The organism is Ruegeria sp. CI5 (genome assembly GCF_056536885.1).
This window is the reverse complement of record NZ_JBQFQN010000001.1, coordinates 235148-259475: the sequence shown is the minus strand read 5'-3', so window position 1 is coordinate 259475 and position 24328 is coordinate 235148. Positions and strand designations below refer to the sequence as shown.

Below are 24328 nucleotides of genomic sequence, written 5' to 3'. Positions count from 1 at the left end.
GCCCCCATGTCATTGCGTGCTCACCGGCATTTGTGCGGACATAATATTTTAAGGAGAATGACGGCATGCGATTGATATCCCTCGTCAACGCCGCATTGGTCATCGTTGCATTGTATTTCGTGGTTTTCGAGCGCGATGCCCTGTTTGCATTTGCCGGTCGCGAAGATGCTGCGAGCCAGTCTGACGCTGGCGCTGAGGCAAACGACGCCTCGGCCGTGCAGGCCGTTGGGGTTGTAGCGTTGCGCTCCACTGCGCGCGAAATCGACAGCGCGGTTTTGCTGCGCGGTGAAACCAAAGCAATCCGTCAGGTCGAAGTTCTGGCGGAAACCACGTCAACCGTCATTTCGGAACCCAAGCGTAAGGGCACCTTCGTCGAGGCCGGCGATCTGCTGTGCGAATTGGATCCCGGCTCACGCCCGGCACAGCTTGCCCAAGCCAAGGCCGCCAAGCTGGAGGCGGAAAGCCGTGTGCCCGAAGCCGAAGCACGGCTGGAGGAAGCGCATGCGCGCGTTGCCGAGGCCGAAATAAACCTGATTGCAGCCCGCAAACTGTCGGAAACTGGCTTCGGCTCCGAAACCCGGCGGATCGCGGCCGAGGCCGAGATGAGTACCGCAAAGGCCGGTATCAAGGCGGCCGAGGCCGAGTTGAAGGCTACGGAGGCGGGCATCGAGGCTGCGGAAGCGGCGGTTTCGGCTGCCGAACTGGAATTGGATCGCATCACCATCGAGGCCCCGTTTCAGGGCCTTCTGGAAAGCGATGCCGCCGAATTGGGCAGCCTGATGCAGCCCGGATCGTTGTGCGCGACCGTGATCCAGCTTGATCCGATCAAGCTGGTTGGCTTTGTTCCCGAAACTGAAGTGAACCGTGTCACCGTCGGCGCTCCGGCGCAGGCACAATTGGTGACCGGATTGCAGGTCGAGGGCCGCGTGACCTTCCTCAGCCGTTCGGCGGACGAAACCACACGCACGTTCGAGGTGGAAGTCACCGTCCCGAACCCCGAGCTTCTGATCCGGGACGGGCAGACCGCAAGCATCCGCATCGCGGCCGAAGGCGCCAAGGCTCACCTGCTGCCGCAATCGGCGTTGACGCTGAACAACGAAGGCCAGCTAGGCGTTCGGACGGTCGGAGCCGGTAATATCGTCGATTTCGTACCCATCCGCCTGTTGCGCGATACGGCCGACGGTGTTTGGGTCGGCGGTCTTGCGGAAACCGTAGACATCATCGTGGTCGGACAAGAGTTCGTGACTGCGGGTGTGGTCGTAGCGCCCACCTATAAGGACGTTTCCCAATGACGGGCATAGTCAGCTGGGCCGCCGACAGGGCCCGAATGGTTCTGGCATTCATTGCCATCTCGCTGATCATCGGCGGGTTTGCCTATGTCAGCCTGCCCAAAGAAGGCGAACCGGACATCGAGATTCCGGCCCTGTTCGTGTCGGTTCAGTTTCCGGGCATTTCGGCCGAAGACAGTGAAAACCTGCTGATCAAGCCGATGGAAACCGAGCTTGCGGATCTGGACGGCCTGAAGGAGATGACCGCCACCGCCGCCGAGGGCTATGCCGGGATCGCGCTTGAGTTCGACTTTGGCTGGGACAAGACAGCCATTACCGCTGACGTGCGCGACGCGATGAACAGCGCGCAGGCCGACTTCCCCGAAGGCGCCGAGCAATACACGCTGACCGAGATCAACTTCTCGGAATTCCCGATCGTCATCGTGAACCTGTCGGGTGCCGTGCCCGAACGCACGATGGCGCGGGTCGCCAAGGACCTTCAGGACGAGCTCGAGGCGCTGGATTCGGTCCTTGAGGCCGGGATCGCCGGCAACCGCGATGAAATGCTGGAAGTGGTCATCGATCCGCTGCGGCTTGAGGCGTACAACGTCACCGCGGCCGAGCTGATCAACGTCGTGCAGAACAACAACCAGCTGATCGCCGCTGGTGAGGTCGAAACCGAACAGGGTGCGTTTTCGGTCAAGATTCCTTCGTCCTTCAAGACCGCACAGGATGTCTATGGACTGCCGATCAAGGTCAATGGCGACCGGGTCGTGACCTTGGGCGAACTGGCCGAGATCAACTATACCTTCGAAGACCGCGAAGGGACCGCCCGCTTCAACGGCGAACCGACCGTGGCGCTGCAGGTCGTCAAACGCAAGGGTTTCAACCTGATCGACACCGTGGCCCAGGTGAAAGAGACCGTCGCCAAGGCCGAGACCAAGTGGCCAGCCGAGCTGCAGGCTGCCGTGAATGTCGGCACTTCTAATGACCAGAGCCGCATCGTCGGCTCGATGGTCAGCCAGCTGGAAGGTTCGGTTCTGACGGCCATCGCGCTTGTGATGATCGTGGTACTGGCTTCGCTGGGTACCCGCGCGGCGCTGCTGGTGGGATTCGCGATTCCGACCTCGTTCCTGTTGTGTTTCGCGTTCCTGGCCATCATGGGCGTCAGCATCTCGAACATCGTCATGTTCGGCCTGATCCTGGCTGTGGGGATGCTGGTCGATGGCGCGATCGTGGTCGTGGAGTATGCCGACAAACGCATCAAGGAAGGCGTCGGCCCGATGCACGCCTATGTCGAGGCAGCCCAGCGGATGTTCTGGCCCATCGTCTCGTCAACCGCTACGACGCTGTGCGCCTTTCTGCCCATGCTGTTCTGGCCGGGCATTCCGGGTGAATTCATGGGGATGCTGCCGGTCACGCTGATCTTCGTTCTGTCGGCCTCGCTGATCGTGGCGCTGATCTACCTGCCGGTGATGGGCGGTGTCTCGGGCCGGTTGAGCCGTGTGTTCGACCGCAGCTCGGATTGGTTGCGCGCGCGGACGCCGTGGTGGGTGCGTGCCGTCTTGGTTCCGCCGTCGGTCTACATGATCTTCCTGGGCGCAATGCAGCTGCTGAACCCCACGTATCTACTGCCGGAAGGCGCAGGCGGTGGGTTCTTGCTGGGCGCGGTTCTGTTCCTGTTCGGCGCCTTCGCCGGATCGGTCACGCTGAGCGCAGCCCGGATCGAGCGCAAGCCGGACGAACGCGTCCACACGGCCAAGGAACATACGCCCTTCGGTTATGTCATCAAGTTCTTGGTCGGCAATCCGATCATGCCGATCGTCTCGATCGTGGCAGTAGGCTTTGCGGTGATGACGGTGATGACCATGTACGGTCAGAACAACCGCGGTGTTGAATTCTTCGTCGAAAGCGAGCCGGAACAGGCCACCGCCTATGTCCGCGCACGGGGCAACCTGTCGCTGGCCGAAAAGGACGCGCTGGTTTTCAAGGCCGAACAGGTGATCAGCCAGCATCCGGCAGTGATCAACGTGTTCTCGTTCGCCGGTGAAGGCGGCCTGAACCAGAACAACGGTGGGGCGCAGGCTCCGGCGGACACGGTGGGCCGCGTGCAGTTCGAGATCATCCCGTGGGAGGATCGCCCGAACGTGTCAGAACCTGTCGCAGGCGGATTGTTCGATAAGCACACCGTCGCGCCCGAGTATGACGGCGATTTCGTGATCGAGCAGTTGAACGCCGAGCTTGCCAAGCTGCCGGGTTTCGTTGTCGAGATCCTGCCGCTGGAACAAGGTCCGGCCTCGGCTAAGCCCGTGCACCTGCGGATCAAGGGCGACAACTGGGATGACCTGACCCGCGCCACACTGACCGCGCGCGAGGTGTTTGAAAACACCCCGGGCCTGATCAAGATCGAGGACACCCTGCCCTTGCCCGGTATCGACTGGCAGATCGACGTCGACGTGGCCAAGGCAGGACGGTTCGGGGCCGACGTGGCAACCGTGGGCGCGATGGTGCAGTTGGTGACCCGTGGCATCCTGCTGGGCGAAATGCGCCCCGAAAGCGTGGATGAAGAGATCGAGATCCGCGTCCGCCTGCCCGATCAGGATCGGGTCCTGTCCACGTTGGATACGCTCAAGGTGCGTACTCCGGACGGGCTGGTGCCCTTGTCGAACTTCATCACCCGCAAACCGGTGGCAAAGCTGGCCGAAATCAACCGCGTGGATCAGGAGCGCTATTACGACGTCAAGGCCGACGTGGAGTCCGGCCTGAGCAAAGTGGTGATTGACACCCCGGACGGAGAACAGCGACTGGCCGTTGTACGCGAAGTGACCGAAGGCTCGGAACCTGAAGGTGCGACGATCAACGGTGCCGATGGTACGGCCTTTACTCTGGTTCAGCTGACCGGTGAGGACAGCTTGCAGGAGGTGCAGGCCGCTATTGATGACGGCGACGCCCGCCTGACGCTGATCAACCCGAACGAGCGGATCGCGGTACTGACCGAGTGGCTGGACACTCAGCCCTTTGCCAACACGATCACCTGGGAATGGACCGGAGACCAGGAAGACCAGGCCGAAAGCCAGGCCTTCCTCTCCAGCGCCTTTCTGGCCGCGCTGGGTCTGATGTTCGTGATCCTCCTGGCGCAGTTCAACTCGTTCTACAACTCGGTGCTGGTGCTGCTGGCCGTTGTTCTGTCCACCACCGGCGTGTTGATCGGGATGATGGTGATGCAACAGCCCTTCTCGATCATCATGACCGGGACGGGCATCGTGGCGCTGGCGGGGATAGTGGTGAACAACAACATCGTTCTGATCGACACCTACCAGGAATACAGCCGCTACATGCCCCGGATCGACGCCATCGTGCGCACGGCCGAGGCGCGGATTCGTCCGGTTCTGCTGACCACGCTGACCACGATGGCGGGCCTGACGCCGATGATGTTCGGCCTGTCACTGGACTTCATCAACGGCGGCTATTCGATCAATAGCCCCACCGCGCTGTGGTGGAAACAGCTGGCGACGGCGGTGGTGTTCGGCCTGGGCATCGCCACGGTTCTGACCCTGATCGTGACGCCCTCGTTCCTGGCGTTGCGGGTGTGGGTGACCACTTATGCCGTGTGGCTGGGCAAACTGATGGCGCGGGTCACTGCAGGAAAGTCCAGCCAGATCGCGCAGGACATGGCGATCGGAGACTCGGCCCGCCGGATGCAGGCAACCGAGATCATCTGGACCGAGGTCGAGGCCACCGATGCCGAGGAAAGCCCGGGCGACACACCGGGACATCCGCTGAAAGCGGCAGAGTAACACAGGAAACGGGCCGGTTCTGCCGGCCCGTTTTTTGTTTGAGACCTTAGCCGCAGAGGTTTCAGGCTGCCTGCGTATCCGATTGCTGGCGGTTCCACAGCTGGGCATAACGCCCTTCACGGCGCAGCAACTCGTCGTGGGTGCCCCGCTCGATGATCTCGCCCTTTTCCAGAACAACGATCTGGTCGGCCTCGGCGATCGTGCTCAGGCGGTGTGCGATGGTGATCACCGTGCGCCCCTCGCCGGCGCGGGCCAGGGCATCCTTGATGTCCTGCTCGGTGTCGGTATCCAACGCGCTGGTGGCCTCGTCCAACAGCAGGATCGGCGGGTTCTTCAACAGCGTCCGCGCAATGCCCACGCGCTGCTTCTCGCCGCCTGACAGCTTCAGGCCACGCTCGCCCACCTTGGTCTCGTACCCCTCGGGCAGAGAGGTGATGAAGTCGTGGATCTGGGCGGCCTTTGCGGCCTCTTCGATCTCGGCCTGGGTCGCGCCTTCGCGGCCATAGGCAATGTTGTAGCGGATCGTGTCGTTGAACAGCACCGTGTCCTGCGGCACCACCCCGATGGCGGCGTGCAGGCTTTCCTGCGTCACGTCGCGCACGTCCTGCCCGTCGATCCGCAACGCGCCCTCGGTCACGTCGTAGAACCGGAACAGCAGCCGACCGATGGTGGACTTGCCCGAGCCGGTTGCGCCTACGATGGCCACGGTCTGCCCCCCCGGCACCACCAGAGAGACGCCGCGCAGGATCTCGCGGTCCGGATCATAGCCAAAATGCACATCGTCCAGTTCGACCCGGCCTTCGGTGATCTGCAGGGGCTTGGCGACTGGCTTGTCCACCACTTCGGCCGGCTGCTCCAGCAGCTGAAACATCTGGCCCATATCGACGAGGGCCTGACGGATCTCGCGGTAGACGGTGCCCAGAAAGTTCAGCGGCACGGTGATCTGGATCATGTATGCGTTGACCATCACGAAATCGCCCACCGTCAATTGCCCGTTCTGAACGCCGATCGCGGCCAGAACCATCACCCCGATCAGGCCACAGGTGATCAGAAAGGACTGACCGAAATTCAGGAAGGCCAGCGAATATGCCGTTTTCAACGCGGCCTGCGCATAGGCCTTCATCGACACATCATATCGTTCAGCTTCGCGCCGCTCGGCATTGAAATACTTGACGGTTTCGAAATTCAGCAGGCTGTCGATGGCGCGCTGGTTTGCCTCGGTGTCCTGGTCATTCATCTCGCGCCGCAGTTTCACCCGCCATTCGGTGACCGTGAAGGTGAACCAGATGTACAGCGCGATGGTGACGGCCACCACGACCAGATACCAGACGTCGAACAGCCACATCAGAACCACCGCCACCAGCAGCAGTTCCAGGATCAACGGGCCGATCGAAAACAGCAGGAAGCGCAGCAGGAACTCCACGCCCTTAACCCCACGCTCGATGATCCGGCTGAGGCCGCCCGTGCGCCGGGTCACATGGTAGCGCATCGACAGCTGGTGGATGTGCTGGAAGGTCTCGAGCGCCAGTGCCCGCAGCGCGCGTTGACCCACCGGCGCGAACAGCGCATCGCGCAACTGCTGGAACCCCACGGTCAACATCCGCGCCACGCCATAGGCCACGGTCAGCCCCACGGCGCCCAGCGCCAGCGGCGGCACGCCCTCGCCCGCCAAGGCATCGACCGCGCCCTTGTACAGGATCGGCGTATAGACCGCGATCAGCTTGGCCAGAACCAGCATGGCCATCGCGAAGACCACCCGCCGTTTGACCCACGGCTCATCTTCGGGCCACAGGTACGGAGCCACTTTTCGGATGGTCAGCCAACCCGACTTGCGTTCGTCCATCTGTGGCATGTCTGCGGAATGCATAGGCGCAAGTCTTCTCATGTCTGACCCGGAAAGCTTCGAGGCCGGGCGAAAACCCGGCCCCGCAAGACCTAAGCCTTTATTCCGGGATGGTGAAGACCTGGCCTGGATAAATCAGGTCGGGGTCGCGGATCAGGTCGCGGTTCGCATCGAACAGGCGGACATACAGAACACCGTCGCCAAAACGCTCTCGCGAGATCGCCCACAGGGTATCGCCCTTCTGCACGGTAACAGACCGAATCGGCGTGCTCTGGTCAGCACCCGGCACCGCATCCTGCGCCTCGGCCGCCTGCAGAACTTCAACCGGCTCGCGCTTGAATGGCGTTTCCAGACGGCTCAGCACCGTTCCGTCCGTGTCGACTTCGTCAACGCGCAGGGTATAGACACCGGGATCGACTTCCTGGATTTCCCCGCGCCAATCACCGTCCTGCCCTGGAGTGATGTCGGCCACCAGCTTGTTGTTCAGATAGAGCCGAACCGCAGCACCCTCGGACACACGGCCGGACAATTGGACATCGCCAGCGTCGGAATAGCCGATCGTATCAAGCGCAACCTGCTCGGGCGACGCGTCTTCGGACGACGGCGACTGGACAAGCTCAACCCCTTCCTCACCGGACCGCAAAACGGCCACCTGCTGGCTTTCGCTGGATTGAGTCTCGGTCGTGGCCTCGGGTGAGGTTGCTTCTTCGTCCTGCGCCCCGGTAACGGTCTCGTCCGCTTGCGCGACCTCGGTGTCCTCTGCGACTGCGGCCGCAGACGGCTGTTCCGCTGTTTCGTCCTGCGCGGCAGTGTCCGTGCTGACGACTTGCTCGTCCGTAGCGGGTGGCGCAGGCGGTTTGGGCAACGCGGCAATCAGATAGTCATCCGATTGCGCAGACCGGGTACCGTCACCGGCTTCAAGGACCAGACCTCGCGCGGCCTCGCTGAAGGGGATGGTGACGAATTCGGCGAACTGGCCGCTGCCATCGACCGTGAAGCTGTGGATCGGCTCGCCATCCAGCAGGATACGGACTTGACTGCCCGGGTCGCCTTTGCCGGACAGCAGCGCATTGCCGTCGGGCTCCACGAATATCTGGTCGAGCGTCGGAACAATTGCGGCCGCAGTAGCCTCGGGCGAGGGAGCAGCCTCTGCCGGCTGTTCTTCAACTGTCGCGTCCTGCGCGGCCTGCTCGTCGGTCGCGGTGATCTCTTCGGCTTCCGTCGCGGTTGCTTCTTCGGTCTCGGTCGAAGTCTGAACCTCATCCGCGTTGTCAGGTTCCGCAATGACCTGCGAGTCCCCTGCATCCGGGCTTGGTGCCGGTGCGGCGGCTGGCCCTTCGCTGGCGCTTTCGGCGATGGCCTCTTCCGTAGTGGACTGATCATGCTGCGCGGGACCGAAGACACCCGAAAGATACAAGCCCCCGGCGCCAATCACAGCCAAGATACCCGCAAGGATACCCCAGACGAATGCACCCGACCTACCGCTTCCCGATTTGGCGTCCATGTTTTTTCCTTTACTCCGCAGCGCAAATGCCTTCACTCAAAAGCTTTCCGCCGAACGGTTGAGCCAATTTATCAATCCCGCTATCACGGGTCAAAACCTCTGACACAACCCCGGAGTCGCTGTTTGATGTCCCAGAAATCGATCTGTGTGTATTGCGGGTCACGCAATGGCGCGAATTCGGCCTACACAAAGGCCGCAGGCACCTTTGGGCGGCTGCTGGCCGTCGAAGGCTGGCGACTGGTCTACGGTGCGGGTGACGTGGGCCTGATGGGCGAAGTCGCCCGGGCTACGCAAGCGGCCGGAGGCGAAACCTTCGGCGTGATACCGGTTCATCTGCTCCGGCGGGAAGTGGGAAAAACAGATCTGACGCGTTTCGTGGTCACCGAAACGATGCACGAGCGCAAGAAAGTCATGATCATGAATGCGGATGCCGTGGTCGTGCTGCCCGGCGGACCCGGGTCGTTGGACGAGTTGTTCGAGGCGCTGACCTGGCGCCAGTTGGGCCTGCATGACAAACCCATTCTGGTGATGAATGTGGACGGATACTGGGACGCGCTTCACACGCTTTTGGATCAGGTGATCGACGCAGGTTTTGCGGATGCTTCCTTGGCCCGTTTCATCACATGGGTAGACGACGCCGAGTCCGCGATGAACGAATTGCGCAAGTTATTGAAATAATGGGCGTCACGGGCGGTTTCCCCGCCCGTGTGTCCTGAACCAGCAAGATCAGGCGGTCGAGGTGCGCAGCTGGCGTTGCAGCACCTTTTCGACCTTGTGAAGTGGATGGTTGGTCAGGGTCTTGTCGACTTCGGCGACGACTTTGGCCAGAACTTCGCTGTGAAGGCGCCGGCGCAGCAGGCCCAGGACCTGTGGGCTGGCGACCAGAACAAGCCGCTTGTACGCACCCTTCAGCCCTTTTTTATTGAGCAGGTTGGCCACATCCTGAACGAATAGGGATTTGGCATGGGTGCGCCAGGTGTCTTCTTCCACCGCAGACTTCTGGTTCGGCCCGGTATCGTTACGCCGTCCCGCCCGATCCGAGGGCTTGCCCCGCGCGGCGAGATGATCCTGTTCCTCAACCGATACGACCACCAGATTGGGATTCTCGGCATCCGTCACGTTTTCAGTGAACAGTGCTTTTTCCCCGTCGGCGATGATGACCCAAGTACCCTGTGCAAGTGCGACCATTGCGATCTCCCGTTGTGGTTTTCGTGGCCGTCCCCCGCCCGGACAAGAATAGCCAAAGTTCGTGCACCCACGGCACAATTTGGCAGCTATTCCCTCATTGTTTTGGTTTTGGCGGTTCTCTCCTCCCGCATGTATCAGCTAATCACTCTTTGGCGTCTTGCAACGGCGCATGCGCGCAAAAGTTGACGTTTCGGCAAGTTTCCACCCGAGGCGCAGATCAGGCAGAAATTTCGACAAGCGTAATCTCGGGTGTAACACCAAACCGGACCGGAAGGATCGAACACCCGATGCCGCCGGAAATTACCATATCCTTCCCACCTTCGCGCACCGGGCCGTAGGCATAGCGATTGCCAAACCGCGAGGGCACCACGGGCGACCACCCAAACAGCCTGATTTGCCCACCATGCGTGTGACCGGACAGAGTCAAGGCAACGCGATCTGGCACTTGGGGGAATATATCCGGTTCATGCGCCATCAGGACGACGGGCGCGTCATCGGCAATCTGTCGCAACGTGCCGGACAGATCGTCCAGGCCGCGGTATCGCCCGTTGCCCTCCACAATGGCCAGTTGGTCTTCGAGGCCCGCCAGCCAGATTCCCGGGTCATCGAGTTTCTGCGCAGAATTGGACAGTACCGGGATGCCATTCGCGGCCAATGCATCGGCATATAAGTTCGGCCCACCGCCCCGGCGTTGCGCGGCCGTATCATCCCACCAATCATGGTTTCCCAGCACCGCGAAAACCCCATGCCGCGCGGTCAGCCCGGCTAGAACCGAGGTGATGTCCTCCATCGCGACCGGCTTCGAAACCATTCTGTGGCTGGCGGTGAAATCCCCCAGCAGCAAGACCAGATCGGCATCCAGCGCATTTGTGCGCCTTACGACCTGCTTGATACGCTTCAAGGTAACGAAAGGCTCGCCCGCGTGGAGGTCCGCGATGACCGCGATCCGCAGCGGAGGCGCCGTCCAGTCCGCGCGCCTAAGCTTCCATTTGCGAACCCGCAGCCGCATAGCCGGTTCGATAAAGAACCCGTACAGCGAAACAACAAGGCCTGCCAGCGTCACCGCCAGCAGGCCCTTGATAAACCCTCGTCGGGTCAAGTCTTACATCCGCGATGCAACGTTTTCCCAGTTCACTAGGTTGTCGAGGAAGTTCGACAGGTAAGCCGGACGCTTGTTGCGGAAATCAATGTAGTAGGAGTGTTCCCATACGTCGCAACCCAGCAGCGCCGTCTGGCCGAAACACAGCGGGTTCACGCCGTTTTCGGTTTTGGTAACCGCCAGCGAACCGTCGGCATTCTTGACCAGCCACGCCCAGCCCGAACCGAACTGACCGGCACCGGCCGCGCTGAACTGCGATTTGAACTCCTCGACCGAACCGAAGCTTTCAACCAAAGCCTTTTCCAGCTCGCCCGGCATCTTCGACTCGCCCGGACCCATCATTTCCCAAAACTGGTTGTGGTTCCAAAGCTGGCTGATGTTGTTGAAGATCCCGTTCTGTGCGACGGCCGACTTGTCATAAGTGCCGACGATGATCTCTTCCAGCGTCTTGCCGTCCCACTCGGTCCCGGCGATCAGCTTGTTGCCGTTGTCGACATAGGCCTTGTGGTGCAGATCATGGTGATATTCCAGCGTTTCCGCCGACATGCCCTTGGCTGCCAGCGCGTCATGTGCATAAGGAAGATCAGGAAGTTCAAAAGCCATCTCGGCCCCCTGTAAATTTGTGTTGCGTTCCCAAGGTTAAATGCTTTGGCAACCGCCGCAGGTCAAGGCCCGAGCGCAGAAAACCCGGAGGTCCGCGATGCTGACGCAGGCGCGCAAGATGTTCTACCGTGCTCGCGGTCATTATGCAGGCAACCTGAATGGCGAGGTGTTCCGGCTGGACCCCTACCATTCGAAATTCTGGCGCAAGGCCTCGGCCGGCAACTGGGAGCCCGAAACCTTCGCCGTGCTCGACCGCCATCTTTCGCCAGACCGCGACTATCTGGACATCGGCGCATGGATCGGGCCGACGGTTCTGTATGGCGCGCGCAAGGCCCGGCATGTCTGGTGTTTCGAACCCGACCCGACCGCCTATCGCCACCTGGCCTGGAACCTCGATCTGAACGACATCCGCAACGTCTCGGCCTTTGGCGTGGCTTTGTCCGACCGGTTCGGCGTGGCCCGCATGGCCTCGGTCAGGGGCGAGCGTGGCGATTCCACAAGTTCGCTCTTGCATGACGGCGCGCATGGAACCGACGCGCTGACCATCGCCTGGGATCTGTTCGCCACAGCGACCGACCTGTCGGGCGTGTCGCTGGTCAAGATGGATATCGAAGGGGCGGAGTTTGCGGTTCTGCCAACGCTCTCTGACTGGCTGCGGGACCAAAAGCCAGCCCTGTATCTGTCGCTGCACGCGCCCCTGCTGGGCGAAAACGATCGCACAGACCGGGTCGAAGCCCTGCTTGCGACCCTGTCCTTCTACCCGAACATGCGCGATGAGGCGGGGCAGCCAATCTCGGCCAAAGACCTGCTGAGCCCAAGTGCTTTGGCCCAGTTCCGAAGCGTGTTGTTCACGGGATAGAATACGGCGACAAGAATTCTCTTTAAACGAGAAATTACCCTTGCGCTTTCAGTGATGCTCTGGTCATTTTCCTGCGTTAACCTCTGAATACACAGGAAAATTGACTTGAAACTCATCCTATTTGTTGCTGCCGCAGTTTTTGCACAAACCGCCGCTGCAGAAACAATCGCTTATCATTGCAAGATGACCAAACAAGACGCCCCTGGCTGGATTGCACCCGAGTATGTGTTCCAGATTGACCTCTCTACTGCATCGGCAATGGCCGCCAGTTCACATCAGGATTGAGTCAAAGCAAAATTCAAGGACCGCGGCGCCAACCGGTATCGTATCATCTGGAACCTCGATCGAAAAATGGTCGCGGGGGGCAATGCCCGTGTACGATATCAGGCGAACCTGAACACAAGTGAAAATACGGTTGCCGTTCGCATGGCGTTCGTGCGGGGGAATTTTGCGAACAAACCCTACGGAGTCGGGACCTGTTCCAAGGTAAAGTAACGAAAGCCCCGGCAGAACCGGGGCTTTCCATTTATGTCAGAAATACCCAACCTCGCTGCCGGGCTGCGCCGCAACCTTCAGCAGCTTGAAGACGTAATCCGCAACCGAACGGAAGCAGACCACGCGAAAGGTTTCCTCGTCGTCCATCCAGAACGCCCCCGCAACCTGCGCCAGGCGCGTGCGCCGGATCCGACCGGGCTGGAAGACATCGGACGAGAAATCGACGGGCGCAACCTTGCCCAGCACCTCACGCGCGGTCGATCCCGAGACCCGGAACACCGCCCGCGCGTCCGAGACGTTGACCGCCAGCGCGTGAACGCCGCTCAGCGCGCCCTGCATGGCGGCCAGTTTGGCCTCGACCTCGGCGTAAGGAACCAGCACCAGCAGCTCGTCCGGCGACATCCAGCAGACGCCGGTCTCGCCATCGACGAAAGCCTCGCGCTGGCCGGGCATCTTCTGGCCGGTGGCGTCCTTGACCGCCTTGATCACCAGCTTGTCGGACAGATCGCCGCGCAGGGTGATCATCCCCTGCAGGCCGCATTCCTCGATCCGGGCGATGCCGTCAAAGCTTGCGTGGTTCAGTGCGCTGATGGGTTCAGACATTCTGCTTCTCCCCGTCCTTGTCGTAGAACACCGGGTCCACGATCTTTGCCTTGTAGATTTTGTCGTCGGTGCCCGGGAATTCGATCACCTCTCCCATGCGGTTCGGCCCGTTCTTGACCAGCCCCATGGCGATGCCCCGGCCCAAATTGGCCGAGTAATAGGTCGAGGTCACGCGCCCGATCACGTTGCGCTGGCCGTTGGCATTCACGCCCTCGCCCACCGCATAGGCGCCGTCGGGCAGAACCGATCCATCCACAGTTTCCAGACCCACCAGTTTCCAGCGGTCCGGGTCGGTCATGTGAGAGCGTTCCTGCGCCCGCTTGCCCAGGAAATCCTCTTTCTTCTTCGAGATCGCCCAGTGCAGCCCCAGATCCTGCGGGATCACGGTGCCGTCGGTCTCGTCCCCGATCATGATGAAACCCTTTTCCGCCCGCAGAATGTGCAGACATTCCGTGCCATAAGGCGTCACGCCGAACTCTTCCCCGGCCTCCATCAGGGCATCCCAGAAGGCCTGACCCTGGCTGGCTGGCACCGCGATTTCATAGGACAGTTCGCCCGAGAACGAGATGCGGTAGGCGCGGCAATCAAAGCCGCCGATCTGGCCGTCGCGCCACTCCATGAAGGGCAGCGCCTCGCGGCTGACATCCATGCCGCCCAGCTTCTCCAGCACCTTGCGGGCGTTGGGGCCCACCACGGCGACCTGGGCGTATTGCTCGGTCACGTTGGCGACATAGACCTTCCAGTCCCACCACTCGGTCTGCAGCCATTCCTCCATATGGGCATGGATGCGCTCGGCGCCGCCGGTGGTGGTGTGGCACAGCCAGGTGTCCTCGTCGATCCGGGCCACCACGCCGTCGTCGATCAGGAAGCCGTTTTCCGAGCACATCAGGCCATAGCGGCATTTGCCGACCTTCAGCGTGGACATCATGTTGGTGTACATCATGTCCAGAAACTTGCCCGCGTCCGGGCCCTTGACGATCAGCTTGCCCAGGGTCGAGGCATCCAGCAGCCCGAGGTTTTCACGGGTGTTCTTGACCTCGCGGTTCACCGCGTCATGCACGGTTTCCCCGGCTCGGACATAGGCGTAAGGGCGGCGCCAGTGGCCCACCGGCTCCCAATCGGCACCATTCCGGTCATGCCAGTCATGCATCGGCGTGCGGCGGATCGGCTGGAACACCTCGCCGCGCGCCTCGCCCGCGATGGCGCCCATCGAGATGGGCGTGTAGGGCGGGCGGAAAGTGGTGGTGCCGACCTTGGGAATCTCCGACTCCAGCGCATCAGCAAGGATCGCCAGGCCGTTGATATTGCTCAGCTTACCCTGATCAGTCGCCATGCCCAGCGTGGTATAACGCTTGGTGTGCTCGACGCTTTCATAGCCTTCGCGCGCGGCCAGTTGCACATCCGAGACCTTCACGTCGTTCTGGAAGTCCAGCCACGACTTCATGCGCAGCTGCACCTCGGCCTTGGCGGGCATCAGCCAAACGGCCTGCATGGGCGCTTCGGTCTCGGCCTCGCCCTGCGGTGCCTTGGTGTTCTTCGGCTTGAAGCCGGCTGCCTTGGCCGCGGCCTTGCCCGCGGCGTGGGCATCGGCCAGCACCTCGCCCAGCGCCAGCGGCCCGTTGGCCGAACCCGCCGGCACGACAAAGCCTGCCCCATCCGCGCCCAGCGGCGGACGGTCGGGATCGGGGCGGAAATGGGCGTTGGCTTCGTCCCAGATCAGCTTGCCACCGCAATGGGACCACAGGTGCACCACCGGAGACCAGCCGCCCGACATGGCAACCGCATCGCATTCGACCTCTTCCCGGGCGCCGCCGATGCCTTCCTGGTTGCAGATCGCGACCTTCTTGACCCGCTTGCCGCCCTTGACCTTGGCGATGGCCTTGCCGGGATCGACCCGGATGCCGAGGCTGCGCGCCTCGTCCGCCAGCGGCCCGGCCGAGGGACGGGCATCGACGACGCGCAAAACATCCACGCCCGCCTGTTTCAGGATGATCGCTGTGCGGTAGGCGTCGTCATTGTTGGTGGCGACGATCACGCGCTCGCCCGGGGTCACGCCCCAGTTGACCACATAGTCGCGCATGGCCGAAGCCAGCATCACCCCCGGCACGTCATTGCCGGCAAAGGACAGCGGGCGCTCGATCGCGCCGGTGGCCGTGACGACCTGTTTGGCGCGGATGCGCCACAGGCGGTGGCGCGGGCCCTGGGTGCCCGGTTTGTGGTCGGTCAGACGCTCGTATCCCAGCACGTAGCCGTGGTCATAGACCCCGGCCCCCATGCAGCGCGACCGCAGGGTGACATTGTCCATTGTTTCGAGTTCGGAAACCAATTGTTCCACGAACTTATCCACAGGCTCGTCGTTGACGGTGCCGCCATCGACGGGCGCGCGGCCACCCCAATGGGCGGTCTGTTCGATCACCATGACCTTGGCGCCCGATTGCGCCGCGGCCTTGGCCGCCTGCAGGCCCGCAACACCGCCGCCGATCACCAATACGTCGGTGAAGGCATAGAAGTGTTCATAGGTATCCGCGTCGCGACTGTCCTTGTCGGGCGCCTTGCCCAGACCGGCCGACTGGCGGATGAACGGCTCGTACACATGTTTCCAGAACGGCTTGGGGTGGATGAACGTCTTGTAGTAGAACCCCGCCGGCAGGAACCGCGCCAGCGCCGTGTTCACCGCGCCGATGTCATATTCCAAGCTGGGCCAGTGGTTCTGCGAGATCGCGGTCAAGCCGTTGAACAGCTCGGTCGTGGTGGCGCGCTGGTTCGGCTCGAACCGATTGCCCTGCCCCAAACCGACCAGCGCGTTGGGCTCCTCGGCACCGCTGGCCACGACGCCGCGCGGACGGTGGTATTTGAATGACCGGCCGACCATCATCTGATCATTGGCCAGCAGGGCCGAGGCCAGCGTGTCGCCCTGATAGCCCTGCATCGCGGTACCGTTGAATGAAAACGTGACCGGTTTCGACCTGTCGATCAGGCGACCTTGATTTGCGAGACGGGTGCTCATGTTGCGGACCTTTCGCAGGTGGAGGCACCAAGGCCTCCGGCAGATGTGTTCATGAGAAGACGAAGCATCAGGAGAACTCTCTCCACGTCCAACCCGGCCGTTTGGCCGAAATCGCATCGCGGATCTCCTGCGGCGGCTCGGTGACCTGGGCCGAATAGGTGCCGAACACCTCGAGCGTCGCGGTGCAGCGCGCGGCGTGGAACCACTTGCCACAGCCGTTGCTGTGGCGCCAGCGTTCGAGATGCACGCCCTTTGGGTTTTCGCGCATGAACAGATAGTCATGGAAATCGTCGTCCGAGGACCCGGGACCGAAGCGTTTCAGATGCGCTTCGCCACCGGCGGTCAGTTCGGTCTCTTCGGCGTCGACGCCGCAATAGGGGCATTTCAGGATCAGCATGTGGCTACTCCTTGCTTGAATTCTTTCGACCAGACGCCCAAGTCGAGGGTATGGATATTTTGACCATAATTCTGACCGTTGCAGGCACGCTTGCCGTCTTTGGACTGATCGCGTTTTTCATTTTCCGGTCCGAGGAAAAGAAGGCCATCAAGCCAAAATCCGACAGCCCGAAAAGTTCTGAGACCATTCACGGAGCACATTGGGGCGACTGACATCAATGCGCGACCCCGGCGGCAACGCTTTCGTCGATGAAGCGGCCCTCTTTGAACCGATCCAGCGAGAACGCCTCGGTCAACGGGGAATGTCCGGTGGCCATCAGCTGGGCCATGCCCCAGCCCGAACCCGGGATGGCCTTGAACCCGCCGGTGCCCCAGCCGCAGTTGATGAAGCAACCGCCCAGCGGCGTCTTGGACAGGATGGGCGACCGGTCGCCGGTCATGTCGACGATCCCGCCCCATTGCCGCAGCATCTTGAGCCGCGAGATCATCGGAAAGGTCTCGACCAGGGCCCGGACGGTTTCTTCGATATGATGGAAGCTGCCGCGCTGGGTGTAGTTGTTGAACCCGTCTGTGCCACCACCGATCACCATCTCGCCCTTGTCGGATTGCGACATGTAGCCGTGTACGGTGTTGGCCATCACCACCACGTCCATGCAAGGCTTGATCGGCTCGGACACCAACGCCTGCAGGGCCAGCGCCTCGACCGGCAGACGGAAGCCCGCCATTTCAGCGAGTTGGCCCGAATGGCCCGCGACCACGATGCCCAGCTTGTCACATTCGATGGCGCCCTTGGTCGTCTCGACCCCTGTGACGCGACCGTTTTCAGACCGGACGCCCGTAACCTCACACTGCTGGATGATGTCCATACCCATATTCGAACAGGCACGCGCATAGCCCCAGGCCACCGCATCGTGGCGTGCGGTGCCGCCGCGCTCTTGCCACAGCGCACCAAGGACCGGATAGCGCGGGCCGTCGATGTTGATGATCGGGACCAGCTGCTTTACGCGCTCGGGCTCGATCCATTCAGTCTTGACCCCCTGCAGCGCGTTGGCATGCGCCGTACGCTGATAGCCGCGCACCTCGTGCTGGGTTTGCGCCAGCATCATCACGCCGCGCGGGCTGAACATCACGTTGTAGTTCAGATCCTGGCTCAGATCCTCGTACAGGCCGCGCGATTTTTCGTAGATCGCAGCGGACGGGTCCTGCAGATAGTTCGAGCGGATGATGGTCGTGTTCCGCCCGGTATTGCCGCCGCCCAGCCAGCCCTTTTCGATCACTGCGACGTTCTGGATACCGTAGTTCTTGCCCAGATAATACGCCGTCGCCAAACCGTGCCCGCCGGCACCGACGATGATCACGTCATACCGTTTCTTGGGTTCTGGCGAACGCCAGGCGCGCTCCCATCCGGTGTGATAGCGCAGCGACTCTCGCGCTACGGCAAAGGCTGAATAGTGTTTCATGAGCGAATCCGTCCGGTTCGTGATTGGCCGAAGATATGCCGTGCGGCGACAGATTACCCCTGCCGTACAGCGCCGCAATATCGCACTATTGCGACATGTAGGCCATTCGCGGCCATTTGTCCCTTTTTTCCGGGCGCGCGCAGGTCTAAGTGAGGGCAACAATTCCGGAGAGATCATGACATTCTGGGTTCTGCTTCTGCTCTTTGCGCTGTCGATCACCGCATTCCTGGCCTTTGGCCTGACCCGAACCCGCCGGCGACAGGAACATCCGGCGACTTACGATTTGCGGGTCTACAAGGAACAGCTGGCCAGCGTTGACCGCGATCTGGCCCGCGGAGTGATCGCCAAAGCCGACGCCGAGCGGGTTCGGACCGAGATTTCGCGCCGTATCCTGGCCGCCGACGCGCAAATCCGTACCGGTGACGCGACGACCGGGCCGTCGACCACTGTTCGGTTGGCCGCCATCGGGTTCGTTGCCCTGGTTCTGATCGGCGGAGCGTTTGCTTTGTACCGCCAACTGGGCGCTGCCGGATACCCTGATCAGCCGCTTTCAGCGCGCATGGAGATGGCCGCCGAACTGCGTGAGAACAGACCCGGCCAGGAAGAGGCCGAGCAGATGGCCCCGCCCGTCGAAGCGCCTCAGCTTGAAGACAGCTATGCCAACCTTCTGAACCAGCTGCGCACGACCGTGGCCGACCGACCGGACGATCTTCAGGGTCACATTCTATTGGCGCAGCACGAAACCAACGCGGGCAATTTTCAGGCCGGTTATGAAGCCCAGCGCCGTGCAATCGAGTTGATGGGGGATGAGGCCCCGGCGGACGCCTATTCGAACTTTGCAGAAATGCTGATCCTGGCGGCAGGGGGCTATGTCTCGCCCGAAGCCGAAGCGGCCTTGCGCCAGGCACTGGAACGCGACCCGCAATCGGGACCGGCGCGCTATTACTGGGGACAGATGCTGCTGCAGATCGGACGGCCGGACCAGGCCTATCGCGTCTGGATGGACACGCTGCGCACTTCGCCGCCGGGGGCGCCTTGGGCCAACGCCATTCGCGCCCAGATCGACGAACTTGCCTGGCGCGCCGGCGTCTTCAACGCGCCCGAAATGGCAGCTGCTCCGTCAGGTCCGGGGCCCAGCCAGTCGGATATGGAAGCCGCGGCGGAAATGACGCCCGAGGAGCGTCAAGAGATGATCCGTGGCATGGTTGACGGATTGTCGGACCGGCTGGCGACCGAAGGTGGTTCTCCGCAGGACTGGGCCCGACTGATCTCGGCGTTGGGGGTGCTGGGAGAAACCGAGCAGGCCGCCGCGATCCGCGATGAAGCCGCGACCAAGTTTGCCGAAGACCCTGCCGCGCTTGAACTGATCAACTCGGCCGCGCAGCAGGCTGGCCTGTCGCAATGATCCAGGACGTGTTCGAAGATTTCGCAGCCGCACTGCCCCCGATGCAGGCGTTGATGGGTCTGGACCTGGGCGAAAAGACGATCGGCGTGGCTGTTTCCGACCGCATGCGCGGTGTGGCCAGCCCACTTGAGACCTTGCGCCGCAAGAAATTCAAGCTGGACTCTGCCCGTCTTCTGGAAATCGCTGCCGACCGCGAGATCGGAGGGATCGTTCTTGGCCTGCCCATGAATATGGACGGATCCGAGGGTCCAAGGTGCCAATCAACCCGCGCGTTTGCCCGCAACCTGTCCCAACTAACCGACATCCCGATCGGATTCTGGGACGAGCGTTTGAGCACAGTTGCGGCAGAAAAGGCACTTTTGGAGGCGGATACGACACGAAAACGTCGCGGACAGGTTATCGACCACGTCGCGGCGGGTTATATCCTGCAAGGAGCGCTGGACAGGCTGCGCTTTCTTTAACGAGCCCGGAGACCGGCGATGACGAACATGATTTGGAAAAGGAACGAGGTCGAAAGCCCCTGTGTCCAGATCTGCGTCGTGCATCCGACCGAGCGTATCTGCACCGGCTGCTATCGCACCATCGACGAAATCACGCGCTGGTCGAAAATGGACAGTTCGGAACGCGCCGAAATCATGAATGACCTGCCTGCCCGCAAGCCTCGCTTGGCCAAGAGACGGGGTGGTCGCGCGGCCCGTCTGGACAAATCCTGACAATCAAAGGGCTTTGTCGGTCTTCCGACCGTCTTCTTCATCTTTCGCAGAGTCTGCGCATGTCTTCACACCGGACCGTTGCCCGGCCTTCAATTCACTGCGGAACAAACGGGTGATTTCCGACTTGCTGGTCTGCGACCGCCGAAGACTGGCTTCCTGAAAATCAACTTCGACAGCCGCGCTGGTCATGGATTTTCTTTTCAAAAACTTGATCAGCCGCATACGAGCCTTCCTGAATAAATCTGCGTCGCTGCGGGCCGGTCGAGAGCTCGGAAAAAGGGGGGTCGAGCCGTATGACTATGCGTGAGTGAGTGGCGGCCCGCAGCGACGATTTGCGCATACCGGAGTCAGGCTCTTGAGAAAGGGGGAAAACCTGCCGTCGCGCTTCAATTTTTTTACCAATTAGACAAATCAGCCGGAGAGACTCAACAGTTACAATGCCTTCGCGCCTCGCGGTTGGGCGAAAAGGACGTAACGTAACAAGTTGGACCGACCCGCGACAGCGTCATGTGTCAATCCAGGATTTGCCCCCGGACGCGCAGCGCGGCCCAATCATTCGGGCCGCGCGCCATCGTCATCCGGCAGCCAGCCACGCCTTGGCGTTTTCAATCTCTTCGGACGGGAAAAACTGGGTACGTGTACCCAGAATGTGGCCACCCACGCGCTGCGCGATGTTCTGCCATGCCTTGTCGCCGACGATGGCTGCCCGATCCAGCATTCCCACGTGACCGCGGGCCAGACGGAAATGCGCGGCCAGAGCGGTCAGCCCTTGCCAGCCATCGAACTCCCTCAGATCGATCAGCAAGCGGAACGCATCCCGGTCGCCCAGGATGGCATCCAGATCGGCTTCGGCCTTTTCGTATTCTTCGGGGTCCAGCTTACCCATAAGGCTGACCTGCACGCATGGCCCGCCCAAATCCACAATGTGGATCGCGCCCAGGGATTCACGGATCCAGCGGCGCGCTTCTTCCAGCTCGGCCAGCTCGAATACCTGCACCGGACAGGGCATCAGCGGCGCAGCCAGGCGCACGCTGGTCTGGACCCATCCCTTGTCTGCGACGACCGCGGCGCGATCGAACCCGCGCCAATGGCTTAGGCCCAGCTTGGTATCTTCCCAAGCAGCGCCCAGATCATAGCCTTTGAACTCGGGGCCGACGATAACCAGCAGGCGGACGGCGTCATGTTCCGCCAGCGCAGCCTCGATTGCGGGAACCAGAGTGCTTGTGTAATCGGCGCTTGTAACTTCGCCGGACAATTCGATTTCGATCAATGCACCGTCGGAATTCTTGTGGACCGTAATCATTTTGAGCCTCCAAAGCCAAAGAATGGCAGAAGGTTACGGGGATTCGATCCATTCGGCCACACCGCCCGGCAGCTCGGGCCGGAAATAGGCAATCATCCGTCCGTCCGGCCCCGCCGTTGCCCCCGCGCCCCAAGGCGCGACCCCATGCAGACAATGGCGATGCAACACGTAAGTTTCGCCGGGCGAGGCCGACACTTCGATACGCGGGCAGGTTTCGAACACTTCGCGACGAGCGGCCTGATAGGCCTCGGTGATATCGGTCTGCGCCCACTGAGCGCGAGGAACACCGGCCAACGCAGCCTTTAAAGCCGCGCCCATGATCCTGTGGCTGCCATCCCAAACGACCAGAGGCGCAGCATCTGCGCTCGCCTGTGTCAGTGGGATACCCAGGACCCATGCGTGGGGTTCTTCGATCTTGCGCCGACGGTCGGGGCCGCCGGGTTTCAGGCCATCCACATGCGCCGCGTCGCGCTTGGCCCGGTATCGGGCCGCCGCCTCGCTCTCGCCTCTGCGCGGGCGCGGATAGCCGGGATAAACGACCGAGACCTGCCCCTTGTGCAATTCGATCGATCCATAGTGTTCATCCAGAAACGCGACAGCCTGCCCGCTCAACGGGGCTGAGGCCCCGACACGCCCTGCCCCGTCATTGGGCAGAGCATCGACGCCGATGAACCAGGTGCCTTCGCAATCCAACCACTGCCGGTGGGCTGGGTCACTGGCGGCCTGCTGCGCCAGTGGCAGGGCGTGGGCCACCCAGTCTGCTATGGGCTGGTCGTAGGGGAATACTTCCCAACCCCGCGACCAGAAAGGCCTTACCACCCTACTGCCTTGCGCAGCATATTCAGGGCCACCAGCGTGAGGAACACGGCAAACACCCGTTTGAGCGGCTTGGGGTCCATCGCATGGGCCAGTTTCACCCCCCAGGGCGCGGTGATCATCGTCATCGCAACAACCACACCAAAGGCCACAAGATTGACGGCGCCGATTGTCAGCGGCGGACGGTGTTCAGCTGCGATCGGCAGAAACAGAAAGCCCAGTACCGAGGGTACGGCGATGATCACGCCAAACCCCGCGGCCGTCGCAACGGCCCGATGGATCGGTGTGTTGTAGAGGCTCATCAGAGGCACCCCAAAGCTGCCGCCGCCAATTCCCATCAGCACCGACAGAAACCCGACCAACGGCGAAATCACCAACCGCTTCAGCCCGCCGGGCATGGCATCACCCAGTCGCCATTCGGATTTGCCAAGTCCCAGATAAGCGCCAATCACCATTCCAAGGATACCGAACAGCGCTTGCAACGCTTCCGTGCGCAAGGCCGAGGCGACCAGTACACCCACTATTGCACCGACTGCGATACCCGGACCCCAACCGCGTAGAATATCCCAATCGACGGCGCCTTTCTTGTTGTGACTCAGCACCGAACGAACCGAAGTCACGATGATCGTGGCAAGTGACGTCGCAAGACACAGCTGCATCAGCTGCGGGCCACCATATCCCAGCGTTTGAAACGCGTAGAAGAAGGCCGGCACCAGAACGATCCCGCCACCTACTCCCAAAAGGCCAGCCAAAACACCGGCGAGCGCGCCGATCACAAGCAAAAGGCCCAGCATCTGGGCCAGCAACATCGTATCGGGCATCCGTACCCCTTGGTCCCCGGCCCGTGGGCCGTCTTAAATTACTTGCGCCGCCTCGGCATCCGGTGCAACGCGGGACAGCGCGCCCAGAACCACGTCGGGTCCGGCATGGTCTTTGACCGCGCCTTCGGACAAAGCACGCCTCCAACCACGAGCGCCCGGGCGTCCTGTGAACAATCCCAGCATATGTCGGGTGATCTGGTGCAACCGCCCCCCGCCGGCAAGATGCCGATCGATATAGGGCAGCATTTTCATCACGACTTCAACCGGATCCGCCTTTTGCCCCGACCCGTAGATCAGCGGGTCGGCATCGGCCAGAATATCGGTCGGCTGATGATAAGCAGCCCGGCCGATCATCACTCCGTCCAGTCCGGCGTCCAGATGCACCTGGGCTTCGGCCAGTGTCGTGATGCCTCCGTTGATCGAGATGTGGAGATCCGGAAAACCGGCTTTCATCCGGTGAACCAGATCGTAGTCCAGCGGCGGTATGTCCCTGTTTTCTTTCGGGCTAAGCCCTTGAAGCCAAGCCTTGCGGGCGTGGATCGTCACGCGCCGACAGCCGGCAGCGCGAATCCGATCCAGAAAGTCGGGCAATACGTCCTCGGGGTTTTGGTCATCCACGCCGATCCGACATTTGACCGTGACATCGACATCAACAACTTCCCGCATGGAGGCCACGCAATCGGCGACCCGGCCCGCCTCTTTCATCAAGACGGCTCCAAACGTTCCTGATTGAACCCGATCCGACGGGCAGCCGCAGTTCAGGTTGATCTCGTCATATCCGGCCTCAGCCCCCAATGCGGCCGCCTGAGCCAGCTCCCGCGGGTCAGAACCACCCAATTGCAGAGCAACGGGATGTTCTTCGGAGCTATGGTCCAGAAGATGCAGCGCGCCACCCCGTACCAGAGCAGGGGCCGTCACCATTTCCGTGTACAAAAGCGTTTCAGCACTGAGCAAACGGTGCAGATACCGACAGTGCCGATCGGTCCAATCCATCATCGGCGCAACCGACAAGCGCGCAGCGCGAGTGGCTTCGCTGCGATCAGCAAGTGCCCGAGATTGAGACCCCGCCATCAGTGCACGTTCCTTCTTGTGGCCCAGACAAAAGTGCGGCGCCCGGCCAAGCCGGGTCCGCGCTAGGCGTCTACCAC

The 24328-nt window shown here is 61.7% G+C and carries 23 protein-coding genes; 9 read left to right on the top strand and 14 right to left on the bottom strand.

Annotation, left to right across the window (positions count from 1 at the left end; all coding sequences use genetic code 11):
• Window positions 1-65 precede the first annotated feature (65 nt).
• Together ACR0BA_RS01300 and ACR0BA_RS01295 are read left to right on the top strand one after the other, a co-directional pair.
• Complete coding sequence (locus ACR0BA_RS01300) at window positions 66-1292, top strand: efflux RND transporter periplasmic adaptor subunit (protein WP_480726107.1); 1227 nt, start codon at window positions 66-68, stop codon at window positions 1290-1292.
• Window positions 1289-5065, top strand: a complete 3777-nt coding sequence (locus ACR0BA_RS01295) for an efflux RND transporter permease subunit (protein ID WP_480726106.1) — start codon at window positions 1289-1291, stop codon at window positions 5063-5065. The genes ACR0BA_RS01300 and ACR0BA_RS01295 overlap by 4 nt, the downstream gene beginning before the upstream one ends.
• A 61-nt stretch (window positions 5066-5126) precedes the next feature.
• Here ACR0BA_RS01295 and ACR0BA_RS01290 read toward each other — a convergent pair whose 3' ends face one another.
• Both ACR0BA_RS01290 and ACR0BA_RS01285 read right to left on the bottom strand, forming a co-directional pair.
• Window positions 5127-6932 (bottom strand): ABCB family ABC transporter ATP-binding protein/permease, encoded by a 1806-nt coding sequence (locus ACR0BA_RS01290; RefSeq protein ID WP_480726104.1) that lies wholly within the window; start codon window positions 6930-6932, stop codon window positions 5127-5129.
• Window positions 6933-7008: 76 nt separating this feature from the next.
• Window positions 7009-8412, bottom strand: a complete 1404-nt coding sequence (locus ACR0BA_RS01285; RefSeq protein WP_480726103.1) for a LysM peptidoglycan-binding domain-containing protein — start codon at window positions 8410-8412, stop codon at window positions 7009-7011.
• Between the two features lie 126 nt (window positions 8413-8538).
• Here ACR0BA_RS01285 and ACR0BA_RS01280 point away from each other — a divergent pair, with 126 nt between their 5' ends.
• Complete coding sequence (locus ACR0BA_RS01280; protein WP_480726102.1) at window positions 8539-9090, top strand: LOG family protein; 552 nt, start codon at window positions 8539-8541, stop codon at window positions 9088-9090.
• Between the two features lie 48 nt (window positions 9091-9138).
• Here ACR0BA_RS01280 and ACR0BA_RS01275 read toward each other — a convergent pair whose 3' ends face one another.
• The 3 genes from ACR0BA_RS01275 to ACR0BA_RS01265 all read right to left on the bottom strand — a co-directional run bounded on the left by ACR0BA_RS01275 (window position 9139) and on the right by ACR0BA_RS01265 (window position 11302).
• Entirely contained in the window at window positions 9139-9600 is a 462-nt protein-coding gene (locus ACR0BA_RS01275) for a host attachment family protein (protein WP_170368670.1), read from the bottom strand.
• A gap of 217 nt (window positions 9601-9817) precedes the next feature.
• A complete protein-coding gene (locus ACR0BA_RS01270) occupies window positions 9818-10699 on the bottom strand; it encodes a metallophosphoesterase (RefSeq protein WP_480726101.1) in 882 nt (293 codons plus the stop codon).
• A gap of 3 nt (window positions 10700-10702) precedes the next feature.
• Complete coding sequence (locus ACR0BA_RS01265; protein WP_170358674.1) at window positions 10703-11302, bottom strand: superoxide dismutase; 600 nt, start codon at window positions 11300-11302, stop codon at window positions 10703-10705.
• Window positions 11303-11399: 97 nt separating this feature from the next.
• Between ACR0BA_RS01265 and ACR0BA_RS01260 the strand changes: the two genes are divergently transcribed.
• Together ACR0BA_RS01260 and ACR0BA_RS01255 are read left to right on the top strand one after the other, a co-directional pair.
• On the top strand, window positions 11400-12161 hold the full coding sequence (locus ACR0BA_RS01260; protein ID WP_170358671.1) for an FkbM family methyltransferase: 762 nt from the start codon (window positions 11400-11402) through the stop codon (window positions 12159-12161).
• Window positions 12162-12266: 105 nt separating this feature from the next.
• Window positions 12267-12446, top strand: a complete 180-nt coding sequence (locus tag ACR0BA_RS01255; protein WP_480726099.1) for a hypothetical protein — start codon at window positions 12267-12269, stop codon at window positions 12444-12446.
• Window positions 12447-12692: 246 nt separating this feature from the next.
• Here the strand turns inward: ACR0BA_RS01255 and ACR0BA_RS01250 are convergent, their stop codons facing one another.
• The 3 genes from ACR0BA_RS01250 to ACR0BA_RS01240 all read right to left on the bottom strand — a co-directional run bounded on the left by ACR0BA_RS01250 (window position 12693) and on the right by ACR0BA_RS01240 (window position 16663).
• The gene (locus ACR0BA_RS01250) at window positions 12693-13259 is read right to left on the bottom strand and encodes a sarcosine oxidase subunit gamma (RefSeq protein WP_480726098.1); all 567 of its coding nucleotides are present in this window, start codon (window positions 13257-13259) and stop codon (window positions 12693-12695) included.
• Window positions 13252-16266, bottom strand: a complete 3015-nt coding sequence (locus tag ACR0BA_RS01245; RefSeq protein ID WP_480726096.1) for a sarcosine oxidase subunit alpha family protein — start codon at window positions 16264-16266, stop codon at window positions 13252-13254. Before ACR0BA_RS01245 ends, ACR0BA_RS01250 begins: the two co-directional genes overlap by 8 nt.
• Before the next feature lie 67 nt (window positions 16267-16333).
• A complete protein-coding gene (locus ACR0BA_RS01240) occupies window positions 16334-16663 on the bottom strand; it encodes a sarcosine oxidase subunit delta (RefSeq protein ID WP_480726094.1) in 330 nt (109 codons plus the stop codon).
• 50 nt (window positions 16664-16713) lie between these two features.
• On the opposite strand from ACR0BA_RS01240, the gene ACR0BA_RS01235 reads away from it, so the two are divergent.
• On the top strand, window positions 16714-16875 hold the full coding sequence (locus tag ACR0BA_RS01235) for a hypothetical protein (RefSeq protein WP_170358663.1): 162 nt from the start codon (window positions 16714-16716) through the stop codon (window positions 16873-16875).
• Between the two features lie 2 nt (window positions 16876-16877).
• On the opposite strand, the gene ACR0BA_RS01230 is transcribed toward ACR0BA_RS01235, so the two are convergent.
• A complete protein-coding gene (locus ACR0BA_RS01230) occupies window positions 16878-18122 on the bottom strand; it encodes a sarcosine oxidase subunit beta family protein (protein ID WP_170581051.1) in 1245 nt (414 codons plus the stop codon).
• A 175-nt stretch (window positions 18123-18297) separates the two neighbouring features.
• On the opposite strand from ACR0BA_RS01230, the gene ccmI reads away from it, so the two are divergent.
• Genes ccmI through ACR0BA_RS01215 form a run of 3 tightly spaced genes read left to right on the top strand, consistent with a single transcriptional unit; the run spans window position 18298 to window position 20240 of the window.
• Window positions 18298-19527, top strand: coding sequence for a c-type cytochrome biogenesis protein CcmI (ccmI, locus tag ACR0BA_RS01225; RefSeq protein WP_480726092.1), 1230 nt, complete (start codon window positions 18298-18300; stop codon window positions 19525-19527).
• Complete coding sequence (gene ruvX / locus ACR0BA_RS01220) at window positions 19524-19988, top strand: Holliday junction resolvase RuvX (RefSeq protein WP_170446581.1); 465 nt, start codon at window positions 19524-19526, stop codon at window positions 19986-19988. Before ccmI ends, ruvX begins: the two co-directional genes overlap by 4 nt.
• 18 nt (window positions 19989-20006) lie before the next feature.
• A complete protein-coding gene (locus ACR0BA_RS01215) occupies window positions 20007-20240 on the top strand; it encodes a DUF1289 domain-containing protein (RefSeq protein ID WP_170337967.1) in 234 nt (77 codons plus the stop codon).
• 3 nt (window positions 20241-20243) lie between these two features.
• Here the strand turns inward: ACR0BA_RS01215 and ACR0BA_RS01210 are convergent, their stop codons facing one another.
• The 5 genes from ACR0BA_RS01210 to dusA all read right to left on the bottom strand — a co-directional run bounded on the left by ACR0BA_RS01210 (window position 20244) and on the right by dusA (window position 24251).
• Window positions 20244-20462, bottom strand: a complete 219-nt coding sequence (locus tag ACR0BA_RS01210) for a hypothetical protein (protein ID WP_170358657.1) — start codon at window positions 20460-20462, stop codon at window positions 20244-20246.
• A gap of 352 nt (window positions 20463-20814) precedes the next feature.
• Entirely contained in the window at window positions 20815-21543 is a 729-nt protein-coding gene (locus ACR0BA_RS01205) for a SpoIIAA family protein (protein WP_170337963.1), read from the bottom strand.
• 33 nt (window positions 21544-21576) lie between these two features.
• Window positions 21577-22362 carry a hypothetical protein gene (locus ACR0BA_RS01200; RefSeq protein WP_480726089.1) on the bottom strand — a complete coding sequence of 262 codons (786 nt, stop codon included), beginning with the start codon at window positions 22360-22362 and terminating at the stop codon, window positions 21577-21579.
• Window positions 22356-23180 carry a sulfite exporter TauE/SafE family protein gene (locus ACR0BA_RS01195; RefSeq protein WP_170337959.1) on the bottom strand — a complete coding sequence of 275 codons (825 nt, stop codon included), beginning with the start codon at window positions 23178-23180 and terminating at the stop codon, window positions 22356-22358. The genes ACR0BA_RS01200 and ACR0BA_RS01195 overlap by 7 nt, the downstream gene beginning before the upstream one ends.
• Before the next feature lie 33 nt (window positions 23181-23213).
• The gene (dusA, locus tag ACR0BA_RS01190; protein ID WP_480726087.1) at window positions 23214-24251 is read right to left on the bottom strand and encodes a tRNA dihydrouridine(20/20a) synthase DusA; all 1038 of its coding nucleotides are present in this window, start codon (window positions 24249-24251) and stop codon (window positions 23214-23216) included.
• Window positions 24252-24328 lie beyond the last annotated feature (77 nt).